Source organism: Streptomyces sp. B1I3, from assembly GCF_030816615.1.
Lineage (GTDB): Bacteria > Actinomycetota > Actinomycetes > Streptomycetales > Streptomycetaceae > Streptomyces.
Genome location: NZ_JAUSYD010000001.1, coordinates 665359 through 690242, shown reverse-complemented (window position 1 = coordinate 690242; position 24884 = coordinate 665359). Strand labels below are relative to the sequence as shown.

The window sequence follows — 24884 nt, the reverse complement described above, 5'->3', positions numbered from 1 at the left end:
TACTGAGGCGCCGGCCGCAGCCTGATCGCGCAGACTTGGCCGCTTGCACATCACCTGGATCACGGCGAAAGCCTGTGGAGCCGAACCTGCGGCCTCACTCAGCCGGCAGTGTCTTCAGGGAAGGCGGCGGGACCTGCGGTGCGTGCCTGGGTTTTTCGCCGATCAGGCTGATGAGGGAGCGGGGCCTGGAGCCGTGCACGGAAAGGAGGAGTCTGGAGCCGTGCACGGAAAGGAGGAGTAAGGCCCAGCCGGGGCCTGCTCCACGCGGCGACGCCGAGCTGCGCGATCGTCTCGATCCTCCGGCGGGTGGGAGTGCGCCGACGAAGGCCCCCCACGCATAGGCTGCCGTCTCATCCGACGTACCGCGACGAGGATCAGCCCATGCGCAGCAGCACCAGGATCCGCCTGATCGAGCCCACCGACGCCGCCCCGATAGCCGCGCACCGGGTGCGTGACTTCGAGGCTTTCCGGCCGTGGGAACCGGCCCAGCCGGCCGGCTTCTTCACCCCGGAGGGCCAGGCGGAGCGGATCGACAGCCTGCTGGCCGGATACCGGGCCGGCGCGGTCTGGCCGGGTGTGGTGCTCGCCGACGACCAGGTGATCGGGCAGGTGACCGTCGGAGGCATCCTGCCGCAGCCGCACCTGCGCCGCGGCTCCGTCGGATACTGGATCGCCGGCGTCGCCCAGAACCAAGGGCACGCCGGGCACGCCGTCGGGCTTGTACTCCGGGTGATGACGGACGAACTCGGTCTGCACCGTGCGGAGGCGTCCACCAATCTGGAGAATCTGCCGTCGCAGCGGGTGCTGCGCCGCAACGGGTTCAGCCCGTACGGCGTCGCGCACTCCTCGATCTTTCTTGACGGGAGCTGGCGGGACGGGCTCCTGTGGGAGCGGATCCTCGGCGACTGAGCTCGTTGTTCATCGGGTGTCGAACGCGGTCTCGCCCTTGATGTGGGATGCGGTCGTTCGCCGGGCACGGGGGAGGCCATCGGTTGATGCCGTGCTCCGTCACAGAGGCACTTGATGGACGACAGGCAGGTGGATTCCTCGGTGCCGACCTGGCATGAGGGTCTCGCGGCAGCCGGCGGCCGATGTGGCGGCCTCGACCGACGACTGTGCTTCCGCGGCGACCTGCAGGCAAGTCAGGAGAGCCGGGTGGCTGTCGCGAGGCGTGAGCGCGGCCCTCTTCTGTCCGCCGCCCTAGTCCGCCAGTGGATTACTCCTCTTCAGGGGCCGTAAAATCTGTTCCGCAGGGAGTAGACATTGGGTGGCGGTGTGGTTATGGTTTCTCTCGTAGCCAGAAGGAAAGCAGGGCCCGGCAGGGATGCACTGCCGGGCAGCAGTACCCGTAGTTCGCAGGTCGGTGCGGTGGTGGAGTTCCGAAGCCGGAGTTGTTGCAGGATGGCGACGGGACTGACGACCGGACCGGGTGGCCCGCGGTGATCAGGGGCCGCCACACGCAGGATCCAGTGCCCGCAGTGCAGTACGAAGTGGTTCCTCGGTAAAGGCGCCGGCTGTGGGGCGCGCGTACCGGGACGTTCGGCAGTGGGGTTCCAAGCCAGAGCTGATGCAGGACGGGCGACGGGGCTGGCTGCCGAAGAGTGGCGCTACCGCAGGCCACCGAGCAGTTCGTTTCACCAGCAGTTCGGTAGTTCGCAGTACTGGTTGCAAGTAGTTGGTCCAGAGGAAGAAACGGAGGAGTGACACACCATCAGGATCGCCCGGGCAGGGTCTATGTCCGGGTACCGCAGGACATCGATAGTGAGGTGGTCTCCGGTCGAGCAACAGCGATCCCCGTACCCCCGACGCCGTTCAGGTCGGGTCTGCGGAGCAAATGGGCCGGCGCAGCACGAGGGCCGGCAGATGGTGTAGCAGTTCCTTCGGGGCCCTGGTGCCGTATGGCACCGGGGCCCCTCCAGCGTGTTTCACAGAGAGGTGCAATGACAGCAGACGATTCCTTCGGCCGTCTGGAAGACGACGACTACCCCGCCTACACCATGGGCCGCGCCGCCGACATCCTCGGTACCAGCCAGAACTTCCTGCGTGCCATCGGGGACGCCCGCCTCATCACCCCGCTGCGTTCAAAAGGCGGACACCGCCGCTACTCCCGCTACCAGTTGCGTATCGCGGCCCGGGCCCGGGAACTCGTCGACGCGGGAACCCCGATCGAGGCTGCCTGCCGCATCGTGATCCTTGAGGACCAGCTCGAGGAAGCCCAGCGCATCAACGCCGAACACCGCGCCACCCACTCCTCGACACCGCAGACCGCAGCCTGACACCACAGTGCCCACCACACCGGGGTAGGCGCTGTGTGCCGGCTCACCTGCCTTCGTGCTGCGCGGTCGCCCCGCCGGCCCGAAGGCAGGTGAGCTGATTACGAAAGGCCCCAGGGAGACCGGCCGACCGGCTCGTTGTGGGGCTCGTCCAGCAACGGGATCTGCACACGAATCCGCTTTCCCACAGGCTCGCGTCGCATCTCGAAGCTCTGACAGACGGCGAGAACGATCTCCAAACCGTGTTGTCCCACGCGGCCGGGGTCGGTGTGCCGTGCTGCGGGAAGCACCGGACCGGAGTCCCACATCGTGATCATCAGCATGCCGCCGCTCACTTCGAGGTCCAGCAGACACGGATCCGGCGCGTACTTGCACACATTTGTGGCCAACTCGCTGACGACCAGCTGCGCGATCTCAGACGCCCGTGAGGGAACACGCACGCCGTGTGCGGCCTGCACGTCCGTCAGGAACTCCCGGGTGAAAGAGCGCGCGGCGGCGATCTCTCCGGCCTCCATGTCGTAGGCCGTGCCGGCCGCCACCCGACCGCTGCCGAACTCCTGCTCGTCCCGCTCGGTCCTGTCGAGTGTCGTCGTTGCGTTCATGTCCCCCGCCTAAGCTTCCGCCCAGCCCGAATGTCGCATCGCTCCTGCCCCGAACCGCCGGGTTCAGGCCGCGAACCATCGTTCCTTTTCGACTACGCCCAGGCATGTCCGGCCCCTCGACCGCCTGAGGCCCGGTCACGTCGTCTCCGAGCAACGATGCGCGTGCCGTGGCGCTGCACGACACCGAAGGATCAGCGCGCCACAGGACCTGCCGGTCCCCAGCCCCGCGCACGCGAGTGCACCCGCGCCGTCGGCCCGTCGCCGCCGCGGATGCGATTCGGGCGTCCACTGCTGCCGAAACGGCCCGTCACGGCGCATGGCCCGATGTCACGCCGGTGTGGGTGACGGCAGGAACCACCGCTGCGGTCGGCATGGCTCGACGCCTCGAACTTCGTCTGACTGCTCCGCGCCACCGAACCGCACGCTCGGCGATTCAGCCGGCCTGGCCCCGCAGCCGGTGCGGATGCGCCGGGTACGTCCCCAGGGTGCGCACCTCGGACGAGAAGAAGCGCAACTCCTGCAGGGCGAGTGCCACATGCGGCTCGTCGGGGTGCCCCTCGATCTCCACGTAGAACCGGCTGGGGTTCAGCCCGGCGCCGATCTGGTAGCTCTCGATCTTGGTGAGGTTCACGGCGTTGCTGGCGAAGCCGCCGAGCGCCTTGTAGAGGGCGCTGGGGATGTTGCGCACGCAGAAGAACAGGCTCGTCATCATCGCCTCGCCCGTGTCCGGGGCGAGGGAGGAGTCCCGGGAGAGGACGACGAAGCGCGTGGTGTTCTCCGGGTCGTCCTCGACCTCGGACCGCAGGACATCCAGCCCGTAGAGCCGAGCCGCGGCAGGCGGGGCGAGCGCCGCGTGCCGCGGATCACCCAGTTCCGCCACCTCACGCGCCGCCCCGGCCGTGTCATCGCTGACGAGGGTGCGCCAACCGCCCTCCCGCAGTACCTTCCGGCACTGCCCCAGGGCATGCACGTGGCTACGTACGCACTCCACCTGATCGAGGGCGGCGCCGGGGACACCCATCAGATCGAAGCGGATGGCGAGGAAGTATTCGGCGACGATGAACAGCCCCGATTCCGGCAGCAGATGGTGCACGTCCGCGACGCGCCCGGCCGCAGAGTTGTCCACCGGAATCACCGCGACGTCCGCGGTGCCGAGTGTGACGGCGTCCAGAGCCTGGTCGAAGCTCGTACAGGGGAGCTCCTGTCCTTCCGGGAACAGGGCGTGGCCTGCGGTCGCCGAGTTTGATCCGGGTTCACCCTGATATGCGACGGTGGTCACCGTGACAGCCTTCCACTGTGGGGCTCTGGAATGCCGGGCGGCGGGAACCCCACCGCGAAGCATGTGCCACTGCAGTATCGGTGAGCCCTCTTCCATCCGTTGCACCCGGGGTACCGGCCGTCCGTCCGGCGCGGAGCGCGCCTCCGTCGAAAGGAACCCGCTGACCGGCGTCCCGCAGGCCGCGAAATGGCGGCGGTGGTGAATCCAGGCAGCTCAGCATGTACTCCGGCGCCCGGCCGGACCCCGGTGCGGCGGCTCTGCGAGCGGTACTGACGGCCGCGACAGGCGCCACCTCGAACTTGTTCCCGAAGGGCCCACGCCGCACCACTGCCGCCGCATGCCGCCGCGGGAGCGGGGCGGTATTGACGTACCAGGATGGTCCGGCAGCCCCTCGTCGTCCCGGGATGCCCGGTCCCGAACATCGATGAAGGGGTCGGTTGCCGGTTCTCCGCGCCTCCTCCTGTACTCCTGTACTCCTGCACCGGCGGGCTGACGCGGTAAGGCCTTCGCGGTGGTGCGGGGCGACTGCCTAAGGTTGGCCCATGGCCGCCATACATTCGTCTCTGTCCCGCGACGACCGCCGCACCGAGATGAGGGAGTTCCTGCGCAGCCGCCGAGCCCGGGTCTCGCCGGCCGACGTCGGCATGCCGGACGGTGGCCGACGGCGCACGCCGGGCCTGCGCCGTGAGGAAGTCGCGGTGCTGGCAGGCGTCGGAGTGTCCTGGTACACGTGGCTGGAACAGGGGCGTGACATCAAGGTGTCCGCGCAAGTCATCGACGCGATCGCCCGCGTTCTGCTGCTGGACCCCGCCGAGCGCGCCCATCTGTACCGTCTGGCCGGGCTCATCCCGCCACAGGTCACCTCCGCGCCCTCGGCAGCCCCCTCACCCGAGGTGCAGCGGCTACTGGACGCCTGGGCACCGAGGCCCGGCTACGTTCGCGACCGCCACTGGAATTTCACCGCCGTCAACGACGCGGCCCGCGTGGTCTTCGGCTACCGCGAGAGCGACCACAACTGCCTGGTCTCCTTCTTCACCAACGCCCGCTACCGGGTCCTGCACCGGTACTGGGCGGAGACCGCCCCCGATGTGGCCGCTGCCTTCCGGGCCGACGCGGCACGTTACCCGGACGACTCGGAGTTCGGCCGCATCGCCTCCGATCTGGCCGCGGTCTGCCCCGAGTTCGCCGAACTGTGGGCCCGCCACGATGTTGCCGAGCACACCAGCGCGGTCAAGGCGGTCGATCACCCCGAGGCCGGAACGATGATCTTCGAGGCCACGCTGCTGCCACTGCCCGAGCACCCTGGGCACCACCTGATCCTGCACAGCCCACGTCCCGGCACCGGCACCCAGCAGCGGCTGCAGACGTTGATGCGGCAGCAGCACAGACTGGTGGTGCCACACCCAGGATGAGCGGACACTGCCCGTCGTGCCGCCGTGGCCACAGGATCGGGGACATGAACAGCGACCGCACGCACATGAACGCAGTGATCGTCCCCGAGTTCGGTGAGGCCGACGTGCTCCGCCCCGCCACCCTGCCGATACCCGAGCCCGGGCCGGGCCAGGTCGCCATCGATGTGGCGTACGCGGGCGCGAACTTCGCCGAGATCCTCTACCGGCGCGGCGTGGTCGACGTGCCGCTCCCGTTCGTGCCGGGCATCGAGGTGGCGGGCCGGATACGAGCTGTCGGCGAGGGCGTGGAGGGCCTGACCGCGGGGCAGCCCGTGGCCGCGCTCACGATCGTCGGAAGTGGGGGCTACGCCGAGGTGGTGGTCACCTCCGCCGAGCTGATCGCGCCGCTGGACGGCCTCGGCATCGGGCTGGACGTCGCCGCGGCTCTGCCTTCCAACAGCACCACCGCGTTCCTCGTGCTCGACCGGGTGGCCCGGGTCGAGCCCGGAGAGAGCGTTCTGGTCCACGCGGCGGCCGGTGGCGTGGGAAGCCAGCTCGGCCAGGCCGCCCGTCTCCTGGGTGCGGGCCGCGTGGTGGGCACCGTCGGCAGCGAGGCCAAGATCGAGATCGCCAAGCGTTTCGGCTATGACGAGGTCGTCCAGCGCGACCAGATGGCCGACGCCGGCGAGTTCGACATCGTGGTCGACATGGTCGGCGGCCCCGCACGTCGCGCCGGCCTGGACCGGCTGGCCCCGATGGGACGCCTGGTGGTGATGGGTAACGCCTCCGGCGCCGAAGACGTCGGAATCCCGGCCAATGAACTGTGGTTCACCAACAAGACCGTCTCCGGCTTCAACCTGGCCGCATTCTCCGCCGCTCAACCCGCGGAGACGGGGCAGGCGCTGCGCCGCGCGGTGGCGGCCGCGGCGACAGGTGATCTGCGGGTACGGACCGAGGTCCTGCCACTGGCACGCGTGGTAGAGGCGCACCGACGCATCGAGTCGGGCACGACCACGGGCAAACTCGTGCTCGACATCGCAGCTCTGTGAGCCGGAACCGTCCCATCGGGTGTGCCACACGCGTAGCGCCGACCGCAACCCTGCGGCCGCCCTCCCACGGTACGTGAGCAAGCAGGTCGGCCAGGGGTCGGTCACGGCCGGCTCCTTGCCCAGGCGGCGGGCCCCCTGTTCGCGTCAGGCGGCGCTCTCGTCGAGGCCGACCTGCGGCGGTCGGCGAACAGCCCCGCCGCGGCGTGCACCGTTTTCGGACAAGAACGCAACGGGGTGCGTAAGGGTGGGTGACCGGCCTACGTCAGCAGTATGCGAGAGCGGCGCCGAGGGCTGTCTGCGCCTCCGCACGATCGCCCGTGCCACCACCCCGTATCCTCATCCCGAGGACTCCTCCTCAGGGGGCCTGGGTGTGGTGGTCCAACAGGCGGGTGAGCAACTGCACGAACTGGTCGCGTTCGGCCGGACGGAGCGGCGCGAGCAGCTGGTCATGGAGGTCGTCCAGAACCTCGTCGAGGAGGCGCAGATGGCGGCGGCCTCGGGCGGAGAGCGTGATGACGTTACGGCGCCGGTCGCCGGGATCCGGTGCCCTTTCGACGAGGTCACGCTCGACCAGTTCGTTGAGCACACCGACCATGTCGCTGCGGTAGATGCCGGAGCGTCTGCTCAGGTCGGCCTGGCTGCACGGCCCGTACTCCTGCAGCGAGGCGAGCACCGCGTAGTGCCACTTGCGGGCGTCGGCCCCGGCCAGGCCCTCGGTGACCAGCCGGTCCGACCGCAAGGTCAGCTGCGACAGCAGCCTGCTCGCCCGCCGCCTGAGCCTGTCCGGCGTCCTCAGCGCGGTCTCGTCGGGCATGTCCGTGGCTTCGGCTCTGGTCACGGCGCCAAGCCTACCGTTGCGACAGTGGGACTAACGATGTACGTTCACTCGCACCGTGAACGTTAGTGCGGCTAACGCTAGTTGTGTGAGCGCCGAGGAAGGAAGCTCTTGCCCACCAAGACACTGCAGATCCCCACCCCGGACGGCCCGGCCGACGCTTTCGCCGCGTTCCCCGACGGCGGTGAGCGGCACCCAGGGGTGCTGCTCTACCCGGACGCTTTCGGCGTGCGGCCCGTACTGAAGGAAATGGCCGGTGAACTAGCCGACCACGGCTACTACGTGCTCGTCCCCAACCTCTACTACCGGCACGGCCCGGCACCCGTGATCCCGCTTCCCGAGCACATCGGAGAGGAGATCCGGCCCGCAGTCATCGCCCAGCTGATGCCCCTGCTCAAGGCGCACATCACCGAACACCGGGTCCGGCGCGACGCCGACGCCTATCTCGCGTTCCTCGCCACCCGGCCCGAGGTCGGCGCCGGACCGGTCGCAGTGATCGGCTACTGCATCGGCGCCGCCTTGGCGCTGCGCACCGCAGCGGCCCACCCCGACCAGGTGGCAGCCGTCGCCGGATTCCACCCCGGCTTCGTGGTGACCGACACGCCCGACAGCCCGCATCGCCTCGTCCCCGAGCTCACCGCCCAAGTGCACCTCGGCCTCTCCGACGACCTTCCGTCCGCAGCCATCAGCGAGCTCAGCCGGGCTCTGGACGCCGCAGGACTCGGTCACACCGCCGAGACATACCCCGGCACCGTCCACGGCTTCACCATGGCCGACACCGACGCCTTCGATTCTTCCGCGCTGCAGCGCCATTGGGACCGCCTGCTGTCCCTCCTCGGACGCAGCCTGACCAACAGCTGAAGCCCCGGCCGCACGGTGGCGGCACCCTGCACAGGTCAGGTGTGGTGGCCTGCTGTCGGTGGCACCTGCGGACTCAGGCGCCAACGGTTCCGTCGACACCTTCGCGCAGAAGGTCCGCATGCCCGTTGTGTCTGCCGTACTCCAGGAGCACGTGCAACATCACCATCCGCAGGGACACCTCCTCCTTCCATCGCGGCTGATATCCGGTCCGGTCCAACGACCCGGCCTCCTGCTCGATACGGCGCGACTCGTGCACCTCGGCCTCCCAGGCTGCGAACGCCTCGCCTCGGGTGGACGCGCTCGCGTCGTACGCTGCCTGAAAGTCGATCTCGTCGGACCAGACCATGGGCGCGTCGTTGTCCGTGAAGACCCGACGGAACCAAGCACGCTCCACCTCCGCCATGTGCCGTACCAGACCGAGCAGCGACAGTGTCGACGGCGGCATCGACTGCTGTCTCAGCTCCTCGTCGGTAAGTCCTTGGCACTTCATGGCGAGGGTCGCGCGGTGGTAGTCGAGGAAGGACCGCAGCATGTCACGTTCGCTTCCACTGTTCGGCGGTCCTATGCGATGGTCGCTGGTCATTGGCCAAGCTCCTCATTCGTGCGTGCACGTCAGGACCAGCATCCGCTCACCACTCCCCGGAGGCAATCGTCCACCTGCTCCAGCCGCATCACCGGCCCTGCCGCTGCCCCGGAACCACAGGGAGGCGAGGGGAGTTGAGCGCGTGTGGCTACTTCATCAAGCCGTACCTTCCGATCGGTGAGTACGGCCCTTACCCCGAGCGGCTGGGACAGTAGTTCGAGGGTGTCATCCGGCGGTTCAGAACCGACGGGCAGTGGCGGGAGGTGCCGCAGGAGTTCGGCGCCTGGTCGACCGTCCACAACCGCTTCTGATGCCGGCGTCTTCGAGGCCCTGCCGGAGGGCCACCCCGGACAGCTAGCTCGCCGGCCTCCACCTGCGCGCCTCGATGATCTGGATCAGGGACCTCACCCGGGCCGGTCAATGATCACGACTCGGTTGCCGGTGACCAGGGAGCGGAGCGCAAGTGCTCGACGCTGCGTCGGCCACGGCCCTCCGGAGGTCCGCCGGACGCCGTGCCCACCGCGACCATGGAGACGATCACCCAGCCTGGGTTCGGGTCCAGCTCGTTGGTGAGCCCTTCAAGGTCGAAGGCCCGGAATTGGTGCGTGGCCAGTCCCATGGCCTGGGCCTGAACAGTCATGTGGGCGATGGCCTGGCCGAGGTCGTGGTCCGCGAACTCGGAGTAGAGCAGCTGCGTGTCATCGACGTACCGGCGCGTCACCGTGACGACGAGCAGGCTCGCGTCCGTCGCCCAGCGGGCCGAGCTCGGCGCAAGGTGAGGGAGCATCCGGTCGTGCTCCGGCTCACCGGGCCGGCCGATGGAGAAGCCCCACGGCTGGGAGTTCCCCGCCGACGGTGCCCACCGCGCGGCTTCCAGCAGCAGCCCGAGGGCGTGGTCGTCGACCACCGCAGACGGATCGAACCGGTAGGGGCTGAAGCGCCCGGCAAGCAATGGGTGTATGCCGCTGGGCGGCTCCTGAGGATGGTGCACGTTGCGCTGCAACCGGCTGCCGCGAGTGCGTATTCCGGCCGGTGCGAGCGTCCCAGGCACCGCCCACGCCAGGCGATCCACCGGAACGAAGATCTACGAGGGCGAAACCCACCGATTGATCACGACTCGATACGCGCCCCAGGGGTCAGGGGCGGTCCAGGCCCCACGTCTGCAGGGCGTAGGGCCTTCCCTTCTCCTCACCCGTGATCAGCGGCACGTCCAGCGGCACGAAGCCCACCCTGGTGGCGACGGCAACGCTGGCGGCGTTCTCGGCCTCGAGCTCCAGAATCACCTGCCCCGCCCCCAACTGCTCGAAGGCGTAAGCGGCCATCACCCGCACCGCCCGTGCCGCCAGCCCCTGGCCGCGGTGCGCCGGGCCGACTGCGTAACCGAGCTCCGTGCCTTCGGGGGCTCGGCGCAACATCACCTCGCCGAGCGGTGCTGCGCCGTCGACGGTGATGGCGAGCAAGATGGCAGCGCCCTCCGCCCGCAGTTGCCGGTCCCGGCGCAGTCGTGCGCGGGCGGCCGCTTCGTCGAAGGGGGAGACGATCGGTGTCCAGTAAGCGATGTCGGGGTGGTCGAAGAGTTCCGGCATCGCGGTCAAATCCGCCTCCGTCCAGTCGCGGAGGACGAGGCCCTCGCCCGACAGTTCGATCCGCTCGGGAAAGGACGACGTGGTGCTGCTCATGGTGGGGTACCTCTCTGGCCCGTCAGGACGAGGCAGGATACCGAGGGCCGGCCACAAGCACACCCTTGTTTCCCGCGCCCCTCACGTTCCGGCCGTGGTGGATGGCCGTCAGGGTGCCGACAGCTCCTACGGCCGACCGCCGGCTCAGCGCAGCCTTGCAGTTGTCCGCCGAGAGCCGGAGCGGTTTCAGGTGCAGCGACATTCAGGGCCCTGGGTGCAAGGCGGCGGGTGAGAACGGGACGACCCGCGGCTGACCGGCCCCGCCACACGGGAATGACGCCTACAGCGTGCCGGCGAGCCCGACCGTGACGAGGAGACCCCCGGCGGTGCGGGGGGCGAGCTCGAGGGTCCAGTCGTGGGCGCCGACGATGCTGTGCACGATGGCCAGGCCGAGGCCCACGCCGGCGTGCTCGTCTGTGCGTACGCGTTCCGTTCCGCGCCGGAAGGGTTCGGTGAGGGTCGGCACCAGTTCCGGTGGGAGCGAATGGCCCGTGTTCTCGACCGGCAGCACGCTCGTGTCGCCGTGGCCTCAGATTTCGTCGGCCGACCGCACTCCCTCGGGGGAGCCCGGCCCCCGCGCGTGCTCGATTGGGGGCGGCCCATTCGATAGTGGATTGCCGCTGACGACCTGTTCTGCGGGGGCGACGAGTTCGGGCTGACCGACGAACCGTGTGGTCTTGCGCTGCATGGTCCTGGGGGGGGGGCAGGACAAGCGTCTGCCGAGTCTTCCGGAACTGTGGCTTCCGTCACGGCGGTTGCGGTCTTGCTCTGGTGAGATCACCGGGTGCTCGGTTTCCTCCTTCGTCTCCTGCCCTTCTGGGTCCGTGAGCCCCTACTCATCCTGGTCGGGTCCGTCCTCGGCGTACGCATCACGTATCTCGCCATCAGCGAGCACAACGGGACGGCGGCCTGCCTCGGCGTGGTGTTCCTCGTGTTCACCGCGATCCGCGTCCACACGGTGGTCCGTGCGCTGCGCGCACGCCGGAGGAGGCAGAGTCCGGCCGCCTCCCCGGACGGGGCGGTGGTCGATACTGTGACCCCGGCCCACGCCCCGGCCCCGGCCCACATTCCGGCCTATATGCCGGCCGCGGCCCGAGCTCAGGTCCAAGGCCCGGTCCAAGCCCTGGTCCAAGCCCCGGCCCCCGCGGGAGCCGGGCCGCGCCCCGGCCCTGACACTCCCGTGAAGGAGCCCAACGCATGGGGTCAGGCCGTCGCGGCCGTAGCCGTGTTCGGGGCGCTCGCAGCCGCGTTGTGGTTCGGCCCACGCGTGCTGCCATCCGACGACAGCACACCGCAGCCCGTCTCGTGTCCGGGCGGGGAACACGAGAAGCTGCCGAAGGCTTACACCAAGACGCCTCAGGCTGTCACGGGTGACGAGCTGTGCGAGGCACTCAACCGGCCCGACCTGGCCCAGCTCCTCGGAACGCCTGAAGAAGCCGCGACCACCGTTTCCGGCACCAGCAACACTGCGCCCCTGACCGACGGGAACGTCGCACAGCCTGAGGCCGAGGTCACGTTCGACACCTACACCGTGAACTTTTCGGCCACTTACAACGAGCTGTCGACTGCCCAGTACGTGCAGCTGATGAAGAGCGGGGGCGAAAACCTCAAGACGCTGACGGTCCTCGGCCGGCCCGCGTTCTTCTCCTCGGAACACACCATGCGGCTCGAGCTCGACCTGGGGAGTGAAGGATCCAGCGGACCGGTCGAGCAGGGTCCCCTCGCCAGGACGCTGTCCGTGGCCTTCGACCGTAAGGACCGGGGCGGCTACTACGACATCACCGTATGGAGTTCGTCCGGAGCCCTCCCGGACGACGGCGTTCTCCTCGACATCGCAGACGCGGTGCTTCCGACGATCCCCGAGCGGACTGCTCGATGAGAGGCCGAGTGGTGTCGGCCGTGCAAGAGTACGGAGCCCATGCCACCCGACGCGATGCCCACAGCGGGTGGGGCGGCCGGACAGTCCGCTCGTGAGCACGTACCCTGCCGGACTGCCGCTCACCCGGAGACGAGCAGGGGGCGGTGTGTCGGAGCCGTTGTCGCCGAAGGGGACGAAGAGGACGAAGGCGGGACGGTCGCCTGTCCGGCCCCGGCGACAGCTGATCGCAGGCTCAGGGTTTCCGAGGCGTCCATGCGCTCCTGGTGGAGCGCTTGCCGGGACGGCTCGTCAGCCCTTCGGCCTCGCCGATCTTCCGGCGCAGAGGTACGGACGCGCGAGCAGCAGGCCGGTGCCGGTCGTGACGATGCCGAAGTAGACAGGCGCGAGGTGAGAGAGGTCGGTGTAGTGGATCGCGCCGTGTATCAGCACAGGCGGCAGGAAGCCGGCCGTTGCCGCCGCGGAAAGGGTCCAGAACACCCAGGCCTCACCTCGTCGCCAGCCCCACGCGCTGAGAAGGGTGATGGCCACCGCAGCGGCCATCAGGGCGCCACCGAACCCCGCCCGGTCGTGGGCGACGAACGGCACGAGCCGGGGGTTCACGACTTCCAGCGTCTGCGCACTGGCGCCCAGGAAGGCCAGGTCGGTCGGCACGAAGACGCCGGTCAGACCGACCACCGAAATCACCACTCCGCCGACGAAGAGCCCTGCTCCCGTGGTGATCAGCAGTAGTTGGCCGATGAGAGCCCGTCGGCGCTCCGGCTCCGGCCCCTCGGGCACCGGGCGCCACCGGGGTGTGCGCGGAGTCCGACGGACCGCGGCCACGAACATCGGGAACAGCGCGATGGTGGTGGCCGTGTGCAGAGGTTCCACGAAGCCGGTGGCCAGGAAGTAGAACAAGGTGGGGAAGCCGATCGCCCCCGAGAGCAGATAGATCTCGCGGGCCCAGGGCCAGCAGCGTCTGATCCCGCCCACGGCGAGGCCGGTGTAGAGGGCGCCGATGGCTACCATCGTGCCCGCCATGGTGATCCGGTCGTGTTGGATGAAGTGCACGAGGTGGTGGTTGGCGGCATGCAGTTCGTGCACCGTCATGTCGAGGTAGTCGCGGTCGTACGAGAGCAGCACCGGCCCGAGCGTGATCGCCGCGGCGCCGAGTCCGGCGCCCGTCATACCGAGCCCGACGAGCAGCGCCCACCACCAGGCGGGCCAGCGGCGGGGATCGCGGCCGACGTCCCGTAGCACCGGAGGGGGCTCGGTGGGCATGGCTGCCTCGGTGACCCGCTGGAACCAGCCGGGTCCGGCCGCGACGAGCACTCCGGGACGGGCGAGTACGACGATGCCCGGCTCCGTGAGTGCCGCGGCCGGGGCGGTGACCGATGGGGCGGACACATGGACCACGTACGGGTCGTCACTCCTGGTGAACCCGTCGACATAGGGCTCGAGTGTGGCCTCGGCCTCCGGATCGCAGGCGCGGACAACGAGCGGGACCGACCGGCCGGCAGCGGCCTCGCGTATGGTCTCCGCGTCGGCCGCCGAGACCGGCGCCACCTCGACGACACCGGCCCCGAGCGGTGGCATGACGCGTACCGCTTCGCGGGCGAGCGAGGGCGGAACGGATATACCGAGACGCACGGCCACGGGGACGCCGGCGATCTCGCCGGCGAGCCGCTTCGGCGTGGGGCGGTGGCCGACCACCCAGGCGATCAGCCGCGCGCCCGCGGGACGGGAGCCGACAGAGGCCAGCAACCGCAGTGCGGTTCGCTGCGAGCGACGTTTGCCGAGGGCGGCGGCGGCCGGACCGCGCAGCGGGTGATACGTCCAGTCCGGCATCAGTCGCTTTCGCTCCCCGTCGCGTCGACCCGGTCACCGGGCGCGGCCGGGCCGAGCACCGACGTTGCGAAACGCGGCGTCGCCCGCGGCAGATCGTACAGGTCGTGCCGGAGCACCGCGTCGGCTGTCGTCATCCGTTGCCGGGCCACCGCGTTTCCACCTGGTGGGGGAGAGGCCGGGCGTCGTGCGGAACGACGGGATCGGTCCGGAGCGGGCGTCGCACCGGATCGTCCCCGCCGCCAGAACCGGACACACTTCGCATGAGGACGCCAGGTGATCTCGGACATCGCCCCGGTGGCCGGGCCGCTCCACGCACTCCGGCGTGGAGCGACCCGGCGGCCGGCTGCGGCGATGCGGACGGCGTCACATGGGAGCCGTGCCGTCAGCTGCCCGGAATGTCACCCGTGGTAGGTGATGTAGCCGTTGCCGTCCCGGTCGTTGGTCTTCTTGGTGTACGAGTGGACGTCGGCGCGGGCGCCTGTGGGCTTGTACAGGTAGATGGTGTCCTTGTCGTTGTTCCAGATGAAGTTGCAGTTCTGGCGATAGACGACGTTCTTGGCGTCGGAATCGGTGCCGCGTGCGCCGCGCAGCTTGATGTAGTCGCCGGGCTGCAGGTTGTGGGACGCCGCGAAGGTGAACTTGTTACCGACGGCGTCCTTGACCACATAGCCCTTGAGGTTGACGGTCGAGGTGCGCGAGTAGTTCTTTATCGTCAGGTACTCGTCCTTGGTGTTGCCGCCCGAGCACTTGTTGGAGTCGCGGCCCGGGGCGTCGTACTGGACACCCTTTATCTTCAGGGCCGATGAGTACTCGGCTGCCTGGGCCGGCGCGGCGGCCACGAAGCCGAGTGCGATGACCGAAGCGGCAGCTGCGGCGCTGGTCAGGGCGTGACGGATGTGCATGAGGAGTCCCCCCGCTGGTGCGAATGTAGCGTCCCGGAGCCTACCGAAAAGTGTGATCTTCTGGTGAAGGAAGCGGAGAAATTGTGTACGCCGACGGTTGTCGCATCCGGAACCGTCGTCCGCGGCCAATGTGCGGATGGTGGTCGGAGCTCACTCGGGACCGGGCTCAACCAGGGTCCGGAAACGTCCGCCTTCGACGCGGCAGCGACAGCGCAGCGGGGCGTTCAGCCGGTCGGATGCCTCGAACAGAGTGTCCGGCTGCCAGGGCAGGCCGAGCGCCATCGCTCGGAACAGAAGCCGAGCGCCAAGGCCAACGCCACCCAGGCCGGCCGGGCGGTCGGTGGCCCGGTAGTCCCCATGCTGGAGGATGGCGGGCTGGGCCGTCATCCGGTGCGGATCGGCGGGGGCCCTCGCGACACGGTGCACGGAGTGGTCGCCGAGAGGGCCTGTTACGGCACCGGCGGCCGGGGCGACCACCTTCGGCCGTCGGGCAACTGGCCTGCGACCCGCAGGCTGCCGGCGTCCGACGCTCGGCGCGGGCAACAGTGCGAGCATCTCGCGGCGAGCCCGTCTCCCGCGAGTGCCACCCACCGGAGGGACGCGGCAAGGCGCCGTCCGCACGCGGTGACCGCATGGCAGGCCCCGAGCGCGAGCAGCGCCGACTTCATCACCCGGTATCCGCCGGCGCCGTGGGCGGTCAGGGGGCTGCTCGTCGACGAGGCGGGTCGTGAACCAGGACCTGGAGCACCCCGAGGCGGTCGAGCCGCCGACGCGCACGATACGGGCGCACACCGAGGAGAACAGAGCCCGCCGGACGGCGGAGCGCTCACAGCGCGGTAGGACGCCCGGACCGCCGACTCCCGCTGCAGTACACGCAGTCGGGAGCGTACTCCGTCCGCGAGTGGGTACACGCATGCCGCGGCACACGCGACGACGCGCGGCCCGCATCCGGAGTGGATCGAACACCAGAGGAGAACCTGCTGTGCTGACACCCGGTCCTCAGGACCTGCGAGTAGCTCTGGCACGCTACGCCGACGCCCGCATCGAGGACGCGCGCCATTCCACGGATGCCACGGTCCGAGCGGTCGAGAACGCCACCTACACCCTGTGCGTCATGACCGGCACCCGGGAGATCTCCCAGGCGTTGCACGTGGCCGACACCATGCTCGGCCTGCGACCCGCGGACTCCTCGGGCGGCCGCCGCCTGGCGGGTCCCCAGCAGGACGACCGCCTTCAGGCCGCCTGAGCGGCCGGCACCTCATACCGCTGCCGGCGGGCATGCGGCCCCGGTGGGCGCATGCCCGACAGCGGAGTGAGAACAGCAGAACGGCGCCACCGACTTCCCGTCGGTGGCGCCGTGTCAGGTCTCACTCCGGGACAGTGACCAGGGATGTGTAGTACGCGCCCAGCGACCTCAGATAGAAGAGGTCGCCGGTGTCCTGATCGCGCTCGAAGCGCGGGGCGTCCATGATCTCGTCCTTGGTGCACGCGACCCTGATCACTCGTTCGGAGTCGTCGACGGCGGCCACCATGCCCGCCGGCACGACGACGCTCCTGCCGAACTTCCAGACCCCTGCGTCGATCACCAGGTGATCGAAGCCGGGCACCTGCGAGACCCTGACGACACTGCCCAGACTGCCGTCCTGGCATTCCACTGTGTAATCGACCATGTCGTCACCCAGCACGCGGTTCAGCTGTGCCGGGCAGGTCCAGACTCTGCCCATCGTCGCCTCCTCTTGGCGGCCGCCGAATCGGGCCGCGGGACTTCCGTATGCCCCCGCATCCGGAGGCGAAGCGGCCTGGAGCCGCCCTCTGCCCGATTCACTCCGGCGGGCCATCTCGTCATGGCGGAGGCCGCGCGCGCCGGTACCAGCCTTCCCGCAAGCAGCCGCTGGGTGCGCAGCTCTCTCCCCAGGAGCAGCCTGAGCCGGCGCAGCTTCTTGATCACTCATAGGCGTTCATCGTGCCAGGCCGGACATCTCGTCTCGGGACTCCGGACAGTCTGGGGTCACCGGCATGTACGCAATCACCCACTTGCCACACCCACGCTTCCCCATGACTTGCCGGGGCGGACGTCTGCGCCTGCTCAGCCGCCGCTGCTGGCCGCTCAGGTACCTAGTAGGTACCATGGGGATATGCCATCGTTGAACATCGCTTTCACCGACGAGGAACTCGAAGCGGTCCGTGCCGCCGCGGCCGCCGAGGGCAAGTCTCTCAAGCAGTTCGTCCACGACCTGCCCCTGCGTGAACAGCAGCGCCTCCAGTTCGTTCGATACGCCGTCTCCTGGGGCGAAGCGCACCGGAAGGAATTCGACGACGCCTTTCCCGACGAGGCCCCGCCTCCCGCGCGCCATCAGGGAGCGGACGCAGCCTGATGATCCTCCACATCGACGTCCCCTGGCTCCTGGACGTCCAGGAGCAGGCTGTCCCCGAAGACGTCAGCGTCGCCGACTACTCCGCCCTCGTCGCCGCCGTCGCCCGCCACAAGACCCGCATCCCCCGACCCACCACTGCCGACCCCGACCCCGCCTGGCGCGCCGCCGCACTCCTGCACACCGTGGTGTGCCTGCAGCCGCTGCCCTATCGCAACAGCCTCTACGCGTGCCAGGTGGCCGCTGCCTACATGCACGCCTCCGGCGACGGCATCGACCCCCCGTACGGCGCCATGGTCGATCTCGTCCGGGACATCCAGGCTGACAAGGCAAACGTCTACCAGGCTGCCGAGCGCATCCGACGCTGGCGCATCTGACTGCTGTGCGCCGACGTGTCCCAGCGCCACGGCCAGGTGCCGCATGCGACTTGTTGCTCATGCGGGGCACGGGGCCGTAGTCGTCGCGCGTCCCGGCTGCCGGGGCGCATCAGCTGTGCGCGTGTGCCCGCCTGTGCGTCCGCGCGCGACGGAAATCGACGTAAGCCAGCAGGGTGACGACGACAGGGATGAGGGCGCACATAAGGGCCAGTTGCAGCCCGCCCTCGGTCAGGGTGGCGACCAGCACGATCAATATCCCGCCCGCCAGGAAACCCAGGAGCTGCCGGTAGGAGCGGAATGCTCCCATGGCAGCCGCCGGCCCGGCGTTCTCCCCAGGCTCCTCGTCGTCGAAGGCTGCGCGTACGGGGTGCTCAACACCCTCTTTCCTCGCCTGGTGCCAAGCGAGGAACCATCGGGTGAGCAGGTAGAGAGCCAGTACGCCGAGGTAGAGCCACCACTCGGTCGCGGTGTCGGGTAAGGAGCGGGCCAGTGTCATGGGGTCCGCGTACCCCCGGCTCCGAGGGAGCAGACGCTTCCGCAAGCTGTCGACCCCGCCGATTCTCTCTGCCGGGCACTGCACGGCTGGGCGACTCGAGTTGGAGGCCGAGGCAAGACGTGCGCCCGTGGAGTTCCGGTCCGGGCGGGCCGCATCACCGCCCACCCGCACACAAAGGGAGGCCGCGCCCCCAGCTTCGGGCCGACCCAGGCTGTGCGCGTCACTCCGGAAGATCGCTCTGTGCGGGGCAGCAGGGGAGAGCGAAGGGCAGACCGAGGTCGGCGGGCAGCAGAGCGCCGACCCAGGTGTCCCTCAGACCGTTCCTGCCGGCCAGCGCCGCCCGCAAGGTGCCTTCCCTGACGAAGCCGGCCTTCTCCGCCACGGCCCAGGAGGCCCTGTTCCCCGCCTCCGCTTTTCATTCCAGGCGCTGAACCCCTCGTTCGGTGAAGGACCATGTGGCCAGGGCGAGCACCGCCTCCGTCGCATAGCCCCGGCGTCGGTGCTCCGCCACCAGTACCCGATTCCCCATGTGTCAGCGTGACGGTGCACATTGACGGATGACACCAGCACTCCGCTCTCCCGGTCCTCCACCGAAAGTGGTACATCGTTTCGTCGTGCCAGCCACGTGGCCCCAGTTGAAAATGGGGCATTGCGAGGCGCTCGCGAATGATGGCCGATTCGCAGCGCTGTCTCGGTTCTGCAACACCCTTCAGACGCGCTCCAGCGGGCGGTGGGGGGTGGGCGGAAGTTCGATCTCGATGGGGTCGCGCGGGCGAACGGGTCCACCACGGCGGACCACGGCCATGATCCCGGACTTGAAGGTGAAGTCTCCCGAGACGGGATCCAGGGCGAAGACCTCGCCGAGCAGACCCTTGCGGAAGTCGTTGATCTTCGCGCACGGGTTGCGCAGCCCCGTCACCTCGAGCACCGCCTCCTCGCCGAGGTGCAGCAGGGCACCGGTGGGGAGGCCGAGCAGGTCCACGCCACGCGTGGTGATGTTCTCCCCGAGCTGGCCCGCGGAGACCGCGAAGCCCTTGAGCGCGAGCTCGTCGAAGAGTTCCTCATGCATCAGGTGGACCTGGCGCAGGTTGGGCAGGTCCGGCTCGTAGCTCATGCGGAACTGATGGCGGATCGTCTCACCCGCGTGGACATCCCCCTCGACCCCGAGGCCGACGAGCAGGGTGACGGACTCGCGATTCGGTTTGCTGAACGAGTACGTCCCGTTGCGGCTCACTGCCGTGATCCGGCCGGCCATCTCCCACCCCACCTGTTGCCGATCTCCCTGCCGAGCCGATCCTAAGGGGACATCGGGTGGCTTCCGACGGGGCCCTCACCCAGGCCACCTGGCGATCGAGCACGCGTGCGGCGGTGCCGGCGAACGACTTCGGGCCCATCCGACGGTCCGCTTCCCAGACAGCCCAGCTTTCCGGCTTCTTGCCCACGGGCAGGAGACCACCCTTATCAGGCGGACCGTCGTCGGTTCCATGCGCGATCTCAGCCACGAAGGTGCGATACGGCTCAGGCAGCACCACCCCCTGCGTTCGCTCCCACGCCCGAAACTCGTCCCAACCCAGGCGAGCGATTCGGATTGCTGTCGGCAAGGCTTCATGCAGGACGGCTATCGCACCGAGAATCGCATCCTTCACGCCCTATGGGTATCACCAGCCACCGACAATCGGCCCGAAGGGCGCAGCAGTGCCACATGGCAGGCTGGCGGTCCGACTCCCGACTCACGTATGGGTTTCAGCAGATCTGTCATGATCTGTATCAGTATCGCGCCGGGCCAGTACGTGGGCCTTGGGGTGGGCGGCCTTCAGCGGAGCGTCGCGCGATGACGGAAGCACCCGTCCCAGGCGTGCGAGCGAGGACAGAGCCATCACCACTGGGGACAGCATCATGCATGCGGCCGTTACGAGGAGGCTGGTGCGCAACCCCCACTGCTCCGCGAGTAATCCGCCGATCAGAGACCCGATCGGGGCCATACCCATGCCGACGAACGTGATCGTGGCAGCCGCACGGCCCTGTATCCAGTCCGGAGTCGAGGCCTGCCGGACGGCCATGATCGTGACATTCACCAACTGGCTGAAAATGCCGAACACGAAGTTGATCGCTAGGAGCACGGGGATCGTCATCGCAGAGGAGCCACGCAGCGCGGGTACACACAGGAACACGCCGTCGCCGAGTACAGCCGCGGACACGAGTACAGGGCCGTACCCGAACCGGTTAGGCAGGCGGGCGGCCAGCATGGAGCCCAGCAACGCCCCCGGTCCTGTTGCCGCGAGTGCCAGCCCGGTGGCGGTGCCGGACAGGTGCAGTTCCCGTGGCAGGAAGAGCAGATAGCCGGTCATCATGGCCGCGAAGGAGAACTGGAAGGCGGCCGCGGCCAGACACACGGTCCGCAGCGCGGTATTGCCGGCGACGAAACGTAAACCCTCGTGAATCCGTCGCCAGACCCGAGGGCGGTGGTCCGCGCGCTCCGGGATCGATTCGGACCGGCGGATCTGCCGGATCGACAGGAACGACAGTGCGAAAAACAGCGCGCTGGAGACGGCAGCGACCGGCATCGACAACAGGGACACCAACGCACCACCCAGAGCGGGACCGCCGATCTGCGCTGCGGACCGGCTGCCCTCCAGCGCACTGTTCCCCTGCACCAGTTGGTCCCGTTCCACCAGTCGTACGAGAGACACCTGGTACGCCACGTCGAAGAACACGGACAAGGCCCCGGTGACGAAGGCGAGCAGAAGCAGGCCGGGCAAGCCGAGCCAGCCGAAGAGGCCGGCTACTGCGGCGGCGCCCAGGGCCAGGGCCCGACCGACGTCCGTGAGGACCATCGTCGTGCGGGTCCGCCACCGGTCCACCCACGCGCCGACGAAGAGCGAGAGCAACAGGACCGGCGCCTGCCCCACCGCGCGGAGGACGCCCAACTGGCCGGCGCTGGCGCTGAGTGTCAGGACGGCAAAGAGCGGAAGGACCACCAGACTTGCGTGTTCACCGAGTTGGGAGGCCGTCTGGCCCACCCAGAGCCGGCGGAAGTCGGCGTCCCGCCACAGGCTTGACGGAACACGGTGACCGGAGTCGGATCCTACGGAGGAAGCGGATGGCACGCGGATCCCTTGGGTCGCCGACAACGGGCCCCGCCGTCCGGCACGCAACGGGAGTCCGGCAGTTCAGGCGGAGAGAGGCTCGCTGTGCCGCGCCATCAAGGGCAGCACGCGATGACAGGCCGATCGGCCTGGAACGTCAGCGCGCGCTCGGGAGACCGACCATGTCTCAGCTCCTCGTAGGTGACTTGCCGCGCCTGAACCCTAGTCGCCGGTGGCCGGACGCGAAAGGTGGCCTCGCTTGCCTCCCGCGAACCCGACACGTTGAACCGGTAGTTCGCAGAAGGGCGTGGGGCGCGTGGTCATGCCGATCCTGTGATCCCAAAGAGATCACAGGGTCTCCGCTGTGCACGTAGGCTCTCGATGCGCGTGGTCGACCGGAGCGCGCGCCGGGCCAGTGCCCGACGGTTGGTCGAGGGGAGCATTGCGCTGTGACGCATGCGCGCGAGGGAGAAGTCCGGGCGCGGATAGCCAAGGGGCTGGTCTACACCGAGTCGGAAGCGGCCTTCCAGGCCCCGCAGCGCCGAACCGATCAGATCTTCGAGTACAACCACACGCCACCGGGTGAAGCGGAGAAGCGCCGATCGCTGCTCGTAGCGATCTTCGGATCAGTCGGTGAGCGCACGGTGTTGCTGCCGCCGTTCCACGCCGGGTTCGGCAGCAACGTCCACATCGGCGACGACTTCTTCGGAAACGTGAACCTCACGTTCGTCGACGACGTGGACATCCGCATAGGCAACGGGGTCATGATCGCGCCCAGCGTGACACTGTCCACGACCGGACACCCGGTGCATCCCTCGCGACGGGCTGACTTCGGACGGTTCTCGGAACCGATCACGATCGAGGACAAGGTCTGGATCGGCAGCAACGTCGTGGTCCTGCCCGGCGTTCGTATCGGATACGGGGCGGTCGTCGGCGCCGGCAGTGTTGTCAGCCGCAGCATTCCCGCGATGACCGTCGCGGTCGGCACCCCCTGCCGGGTGGTTCGCTCCATCACGGACGAGGACCTCACCACGCGTGCCGCCGGAGATCAGCGCCAGGAGCGTTAGCGGGACGTCGAGCCTCGGCGGGCCGGCTCCTGGAGCCGCGCCGGCGCGGACGGGGCCTGTCGCATCTCGTGAACCTCGAAGACAGCGCGGTGCAGGTGGCTCGCACCAGGTCGTATACATCACACCACGCTCGATCCCGCGGTTGGCAACGCTCGCTCTTGCCGGGCGACTCGGCAGCGTCGCACCCGAACGTGATCCGACCATCTCAGCGACTGTCCTTCTCATCTGCTGGGCTCGCTTGTTGCGGCCGGCCCATCGAGAATCCCCCCAGGAGGTGTCCACGAAGTGTGGGGGCCACGAGCGGAAGGGCGGTGCGCGGTGGCCGCGTACGTCATCATCCCCGGCATCGATGGTTCGGATGACAGGCACTGGCAGAGCCTGTGGGAGAACCAGTGGGGAGCCTCAGCGGTCCGGATCGTACCCACCTCGTGGAGCAGGCCGGACCTGCAGGACTGGGTCGCCGCGGTCCAGGCGGCCTACGAGATCGCTTCCCGGCGTGACAGTGAGGTGGTTCTGGTGGCTCACAGTCTGGGCTGCTGGGCGGCTGCGCACTGGTTGAACCAGGCGGAACCCGACGGGGTTACCGCGTTCCTGGTCGCGCCGCCCGATCTCCATGGACCGGCGTTCCCGCGCGAGGCCGCATCAACGTTCCTGGAGTTGGCCGTTCGCCCCCTGCCATGCCGGAGCCTGATGGTCGCCAGCGACGACGACCCCTACTGCGACCCGACGACGTCCGCCTCAATCGCGCACGGATGGCAGGCACAACAGCCCCTCATCGGAAGCCACGGACATATCAATTCAGACAGCGACCTCGGCGACTGGCAGGTCGGCCGGGAACTCCTTCGCACGCTCGTCGACCGCTGAGACGACCGCTCCGACGCGGAGGTATCGCCCCAGCCTCCGCGTCGACATCGGCTTCCTCGCTGATGCGGCCCGCCCGGGCGTGCCGCATCACGATGTCTCATCCCTCATCATCAGGCGACGCCGTATCGCCCGGACGAGTCCTAGCCGATGGTCTCGCTGTACGCCTTCAGCTCCGCCTCGGCCTCTTCGGCCGACTTCGCGGATCCGGTGATCGCGAACAGGGCTGCCACGAGGGGGTGTTGCTGCAGGGCAGGACAAGAAGCAAAGGGGCGGGTGGGCTGTGCGGGAGCCGTCTGGGCGGGATGGAGGACGCCCCGCCGGTGGTGGCCATCCGGTCCGGCTCGGCGGGCCGTTACCGTCCAGTGGCATGGCCGGCAGGAAGGTAGGGAGCGCGCCAACGGCAGGTACGACGGCCAGGGCAGCCGCCGCAGGAGGAGGTGCCGTTGCTCAGAAGTCACCGGGCGGCAGCGGAAGAGGCAGCCCGGGCAGGCCGTCGATGCTCTGTGCGATGTGCTCCTTCTTGGTGAAGTAGGCGCTCAGCGAGGCGTCGTCCTCTCGCGAGAAGCGCTTGCCGTGCAGGTCGCGATCTTCGTCGTACGCCATGAAGGGCACCGCGTATCCGCAGGAGTCACGGACGAGTTCGGCCGTCACCACGATGATCGCGCGCAGCCCGTGCAGGGCCGGGTCGATGCCCGGGAAGTGTGCGAGCAGTGTCTTGAAGCGCGGGTCGTCACGGAAGACGGGCTCGCCCCGGCCGTGTACCCGAACGATGTTGGGCGGCCCCTGGAAGGCGCACCACATCACCGTGATCCGGCCGTTCTCCCTCAGGTGCGCAATGGTCTCGGCAGTGCTGCCGGCGAAGTCGAGATAGGCGACCCGCTCCTCGTCGAGCACCGCGAAGGAGCCCTTGAGGCCCTTGGGGGAGAGGTTGACCGTGCCGTCGCCGTCCAGCGGGGCGGTCGCGGTGAAGAATATCGGCTGCTGCTCTATGAAGGTGCGCAACCGGCCGTCGATTCGTTCGTGAGTCTTTCCCATATTCAAGGATTATGTAAGGAAATCTCGCGCCTGTCTGACAAACTTGCCCGGCCCAGGCGCGAACCTTCGATTCCTCGTTCATCAACGGAGTTTCGAGGGGCCATAGGTGACGCAGCTCGCCCTGTGCGGAGGGTGCAAGCGACCGCCGTTCACGGCGGAGTCGTCGCTTGCCGCAGCGACCGCACCCCTCCATCGAGAACACCCGGGGAACGCGAACACGCTACAAGCAGCGCATTGTTGTCGGGCGCTGCCGCGACACATTGAACGGTAGCGGGCTGTCACCACCCGTTATGGCAAGACCCGCGCATTGCCTGACCGCCCTTGACCGGGAGCGCGCTCCAGCATCCAGCGTCTCCGCCATGACGACACAGCAGCAGAGGATCGGGGGTCCGGCTTCGTGAACATGACACCGCCCCCTGCCGGCTGT

The 24884-nt window shown here is 68.7% G+C and carries 26 protein-coding genes and 2 pseudogenes; 12 read left to right on the top strand and 16 right to left on the bottom strand.

Annotated features, from left to right (window positions below; genetic code table 11):
- Positions 1-381 precede the first annotated feature (381 nt).
- Both QFZ58_RS03475 and QFZ58_RS03470 read left to right on the top strand, forming a co-directional pair.
- A complete protein-coding gene (locus tag QFZ58_RS03475) occupies positions 382-909 on the top strand; it encodes a GNAT family N-acetyltransferase (RefSeq protein WP_307123408.1) in 528 nt (175 codons plus the stop codon).
- Positions 910-1940: 1031 nt separating this feature from the next.
- Entirely contained in the window at positions 1941-2276 is a 336-nt protein-coding gene (locus QFZ58_RS03470) for a MerR family transcriptional regulator (RefSeq protein ID WP_307123407.1), read from the top strand.
- A gap of 98 nt (positions 2277-2374) precedes the next feature.
- On the opposite strand, the gene QFZ58_RS03465 is transcribed toward QFZ58_RS03470, so the two are convergent.
- A complete protein-coding gene (locus QFZ58_RS03465) occupies positions 2375-2875 on the bottom strand; it encodes an ATP-binding protein (protein WP_373428512.1) in 501 nt (166 codons plus the stop codon).
- Between the two features lie 433 nt (positions 2876-3308).
- Complete coding sequence (locus QFZ58_RS03460; protein ID WP_307123406.1) at positions 3309-4154, bottom strand: prephenate dehydratase; 846 nt, start codon at positions 4152-4154, stop codon at positions 3309-3311.
- 542 nt (positions 4155-4696) lie between these two features.
- Between QFZ58_RS03460 and QFZ58_RS03455 the strand changes: the two genes are divergently transcribed.
- Complete coding sequence (locus QFZ58_RS03455; protein ID WP_307123405.1) at positions 4697-5566, top strand: helix-turn-helix transcriptional regulator; 870 nt, start codon at positions 4697-4699, stop codon at positions 5564-5566.
- Between the two features lie 44 nt (positions 5567-5610).
- Positions 5611-6594 carry a zinc-binding dehydrogenase gene (locus QFZ58_RS03450; protein WP_307123404.1) on the top strand — a complete coding sequence of 328 codons (984 nt, stop codon included), beginning with the start codon at positions 5611-5613 and terminating at the stop codon, positions 6592-6594.
- Between the two features lie 355 nt (positions 6595-6949).
- Here QFZ58_RS03450 and QFZ58_RS03445 read toward each other — a convergent pair whose 3' ends face one another.
- Complete coding sequence (locus QFZ58_RS03445; RefSeq protein WP_307123403.1) at positions 6950-7432, bottom strand: MarR family winged helix-turn-helix transcriptional regulator; 483 nt, start codon at positions 7430-7432, stop codon at positions 6950-6952.
- Between the two features lie 108 nt (positions 7433-7540).
- Between QFZ58_RS03445 and QFZ58_RS03440 the strand changes: the two genes are divergently transcribed.
- On the top strand, positions 7541-8290 hold the full coding sequence (locus QFZ58_RS03440; RefSeq protein WP_307123402.1) for a dienelactone hydrolase family protein: 750 nt from the start codon (positions 7541-7543) through the stop codon (positions 8288-8290).
- 73 nt (positions 8291-8363) lie between these two features.
- Here QFZ58_RS03440 and QFZ58_RS03435 read toward each other — a convergent pair whose 3' ends face one another.
- On the bottom strand, positions 8364-8873 hold the full coding sequence (locus tag QFZ58_RS03435; protein ID WP_307123401.1) for a DinB family protein: 510 nt from the start codon (positions 8871-8873) through the stop codon (positions 8364-8366).
- A gap of 134 nt (positions 8874-9007) precedes the next feature.
- Between QFZ58_RS03435 and QFZ58_RS03430 the strand changes: the two are divergent.
- Positions 9008-9236: pseudogene (locus tag QFZ58_RS03430) on the top strand (transposase); the annotation flags it as partial.
- A 61-nt stretch (positions 9237-9297) separates the two neighbouring features.
- Here the strand turns inward: QFZ58_RS03430 and QFZ58_RS03425 are convergent.
- The 3 genes and pseudogenes from QFZ58_RS03425 to QFZ58_RS03415 form a co-directional block, all read right to left on the bottom strand.
- A complete protein-coding gene (locus QFZ58_RS03425) occupies positions 9298-9864 on the bottom strand; it encodes a nitroreductase family protein (protein ID WP_307123400.1) in 567 nt (188 codons plus the stop codon).
- Positions 9865-10009: 145 nt separating this feature from the next.
- Positions 10010-10552, bottom strand: a complete 543-nt coding sequence (locus QFZ58_RS03420) for a GNAT family N-acetyltransferase (protein WP_307123399.1) — start codon at positions 10550-10552, stop codon at positions 10010-10012.
- Positions 10553-10832: 280 nt separating this feature from the next.
- Positions 10833-11069, bottom strand: a pseudogene (locus tag QFZ58_RS03415) (ATP-binding protein); the annotation flags it as partial.
- A gap of 267 nt (positions 11070-11336) precedes the next feature.
- Between QFZ58_RS03415 and QFZ58_RS03410 the strand changes: the two are divergent.
- Entirely contained in the window at positions 11337-12431 is a 1095-nt protein-coding gene (locus tag QFZ58_RS03410) for a DUF6215 domain-containing protein (protein ID WP_307123398.1), read from the top strand.
- A 288-nt stretch (positions 12432-12719) separates the two neighbouring features.
- Here QFZ58_RS03410 and QFZ58_RS03405 read toward each other — a convergent pair whose 3' ends face one another.
- The 3 genes from QFZ58_RS03405 to QFZ58_RS03395 form a co-directional block, all read right to left on the bottom strand.
- Positions 12720-14258, bottom strand: coding sequence for a hypothetical protein (locus QFZ58_RS03405; RefSeq protein ID WP_307123397.1), 1539 nt, complete (start codon positions 14256-14258; stop codon positions 12720-12722).
- Positions 14258-14392 (bottom strand): hypothetical protein, encoded by a 135-nt coding sequence (locus tag QFZ58_RS03400; protein WP_307123396.1) that lies wholly within the window; start codon positions 14390-14392, stop codon positions 14258-14260. Before QFZ58_RS03400 ends, QFZ58_RS03405 begins: the two co-directional genes overlap by 1 nt.
- Positions 14393-14656: 264 nt before the next feature.
- Complete coding sequence (locus tag QFZ58_RS03395) at positions 14657-15160, bottom strand: lamin tail domain-containing protein (protein WP_307123395.1); 504 nt, start codon at positions 15158-15160, stop codon at positions 14657-14659.
- Between the two features lie 982 nt (positions 15161-16142).
- On the opposite strand from QFZ58_RS03395, the gene QFZ58_RS03390 reads away from it, so the two are divergent.
- Positions 16143-16406, top strand: a complete 264-nt coding sequence (locus QFZ58_RS03390) for a DUF5133 domain-containing protein (RefSeq protein ID WP_307123394.1) — start codon at positions 16143-16145, stop codon at positions 16404-16406.
- Positions 16407-16527: 121 nt separating this feature from the next.
- Here QFZ58_RS03390 and QFZ58_RS03385 read toward each other — a convergent pair whose 3' ends face one another.
- Complete coding sequence (locus QFZ58_RS03385; protein ID WP_307123393.1) at positions 16528-16884, bottom strand: hypothetical protein; 357 nt, start codon at positions 16882-16884, stop codon at positions 16528-16530.
- Positions 16885-17295: 411 nt separating this feature from the next.
- On the opposite strand from QFZ58_RS03385, the gene QFZ58_RS03380 reads away from it, so the two are divergent.
- A complete protein-coding gene (locus QFZ58_RS03380) occupies positions 17296-17535 on the top strand; it encodes a hypothetical protein (RefSeq protein WP_307123392.1) in 240 nt (79 codons plus the stop codon).
- Complete coding sequence (locus QFZ58_RS03375) at positions 17535-17909, top strand: toxin Doc (RefSeq protein ID WP_307123391.1); 375 nt, start codon at positions 17535-17537, stop codon at positions 17907-17909. The genes QFZ58_RS03380 and QFZ58_RS03375 overlap by 1 nt, the downstream gene beginning before the upstream one ends.
- Before the next feature lie 109 nt (positions 17910-18018).
- On the opposite strand, the gene QFZ58_RS03370 is transcribed toward QFZ58_RS03375, so the two are convergent.
- The 4 genes from QFZ58_RS03370 to QFZ58_RS03355 all read right to left on the bottom strand — a co-directional run bounded on the left by QFZ58_RS03370 (position 18019) and on the right by QFZ58_RS03355 (position 21512).
- The gene (locus QFZ58_RS03370; RefSeq protein WP_307123390.1) at positions 18019-18405 is read right to left on the bottom strand and encodes a hypothetical protein; all 387 of its coding nucleotides are present in this window, start codon (positions 18403-18405) and stop codon (positions 18019-18021) included.
- A 220-nt stretch (positions 18406-18625) separates the two neighbouring features.
- Positions 18626-18787: a hypothetical protein gene (locus QFZ58_RS03365; protein ID WP_307123389.1), complete on the bottom strand. Its 162-nt coding sequence runs from the start codon at positions 18785-18787 to the stop codon at positions 18626-18628.
- Positions 18788-19114: 327 nt separating this feature from the next.
- Entirely contained in the window at positions 19115-19660 is a 546-nt protein-coding gene (locus tag QFZ58_RS03360) for an MOSC domain-containing protein (RefSeq protein WP_307123388.1), read from the bottom strand.
- A gap of 475 nt (positions 19661-20135) precedes the next feature.
- Complete coding sequence (locus tag QFZ58_RS03355) at positions 20136-21512, bottom strand: MFS transporter (RefSeq protein WP_307123387.1); 1377 nt, start codon at positions 21510-21512, stop codon at positions 20136-20138.
- A gap of 428 nt (positions 21513-21940) precedes the next feature.
- Between QFZ58_RS03355 and QFZ58_RS03350 the strand changes: the two genes are divergently transcribed.
- Together QFZ58_RS03350 and QFZ58_RS03345 are read left to right on the top strand one after the other, a co-directional pair.
- The gene (locus tag QFZ58_RS03350; protein ID WP_307123386.1) at positions 21941-22558 is read left to right on the top strand and encodes a sugar O-acetyltransferase; all 618 of its coding nucleotides are present in this window, start codon (positions 21941-21943) and stop codon (positions 22556-22558) included.
- 318 nt (positions 22559-22876) lie between these two features.
- Entirely contained in the window at positions 22877-23422 is a 546-nt protein-coding gene (locus tag QFZ58_RS03345; protein WP_307123385.1) for an alpha/beta hydrolase, read from the top strand.
- Between the two features lie 447 nt (positions 23423-23869).
- Here the strand turns inward: QFZ58_RS03345 and QFZ58_RS03340 are convergent, their stop codons facing one another.
- On the bottom strand, positions 23870-24457 hold the full coding sequence (locus QFZ58_RS03340; RefSeq protein ID WP_307123384.1) for a pyridoxamine 5'-phosphate oxidase family protein: 588 nt from the start codon (positions 24455-24457) through the stop codon (positions 23870-23872).
- Positions 24458-24884: the final 427 nt, after the last annotated feature.

Bases quoted from the DNA above. Each gene is read 5' to 3' on its own strand.
- QFZ58_RS03475 (WP_307123408.1), top strand. From the start codon at position 382: ATGCGCAGCAGCACCAGGATCCGCCTGATCGAGCCCACCGACGCCGCC.
- QFZ58_RS03470 (WP_307123407.1), top strand. From the start codon at position 1,941: ATGACAGCAGACGATTCCTTCGGCCGTCTGGAAGACGACGACTACCCC.
- QFZ58_RS03465 (WP_373428512.1), bottom strand. From the start codon at position 2,875: ATGAACGCAACGACGACACTCGACAGGACCGAGCGGGACGAGCAGGAG.
- QFZ58_RS03455 (WP_307123405.1), top strand. From the start codon at position 4,697: ATGGCCGCCATACATTCGTCTCTGTCCCGCGACGACCGCCGCACCGAG.
- QFZ58_RS03450 (WP_307123404.1), top strand. From the start codon at position 5,611: ATGAACAGCGACCGCACGCACATGAACGCAGTGATCGTCCCCGAGTTC.
- QFZ58_RS03435 (WP_307123401.1), bottom strand. From the start codon at position 8,873: ATGACCAGCGACCATCGCATAGGACCGCCGAACAGTGGAAGCGAACGT.
- QFZ58_RS03420 (WP_307123399.1), bottom strand. From the start codon at position 10,552: ATGAGCAGCACCACGTCGTCCTTTCCCGAGCGGATCGAACTGTCGGGC.
- QFZ58_RS03405 (WP_307123397.1), bottom strand. From the start codon at position 14,258: ATGCCGGACTGGACGTATCACCCGCTGCGCGGTCCGGCCGCCGCCGCC.
- QFZ58_RS03400 (WP_307123396.1), bottom strand. From the start codon at position 14,392: ATGACGACAGCCGACGCGGTGCTCCGGCACGACCTGTACGATCTGCCG.
- QFZ58_RS03395 (WP_307123395.1), bottom strand. From the start codon at position 15,160: ATGCACATCCGTCACGCCCTGACCAGCGCCGCAGCTGCCGCTTCGGTC.
- QFZ58_RS03385 (WP_307123393.1), bottom strand. From the start codon at position 16,884: ATGGGCAGAGTCTGGACCTGCCCGGCACAGCTGAACCGCGTGCTGGGT.
- QFZ58_RS03380 (WP_307123392.1), top strand. From the start codon at position 17,296: ATGCCATCGTTGAACATCGCTTTCACCGACGAGGAACTCGAAGCGGTC.
- QFZ58_RS03375 (WP_307123391.1), top strand. From the start codon at position 17,535: ATGATCCTCCACATCGACGTCCCCTGGCTCCTGGACGTCCAGGAGCAG.
- QFZ58_RS03370 (WP_307123390.1), bottom strand. From the start codon at position 18,405: ATGACACTGGCCCGCTCCTTACCCGACACCGCGACCGAGTGGTGGCTC.
- QFZ58_RS03360 (WP_307123388.1), bottom strand. From the start codon at position 19,660: ATGGCCGGCCGGATCACGGCAGTGAGCCGCAACGGGACGTACTCGTTC.
- QFZ58_RS03340 (WP_307123384.1), bottom strand. From the start codon at position 24,457: ATGGGAAAGACTCACGAACGAATCGACGGCCGGTTGCGCACCTTCATA.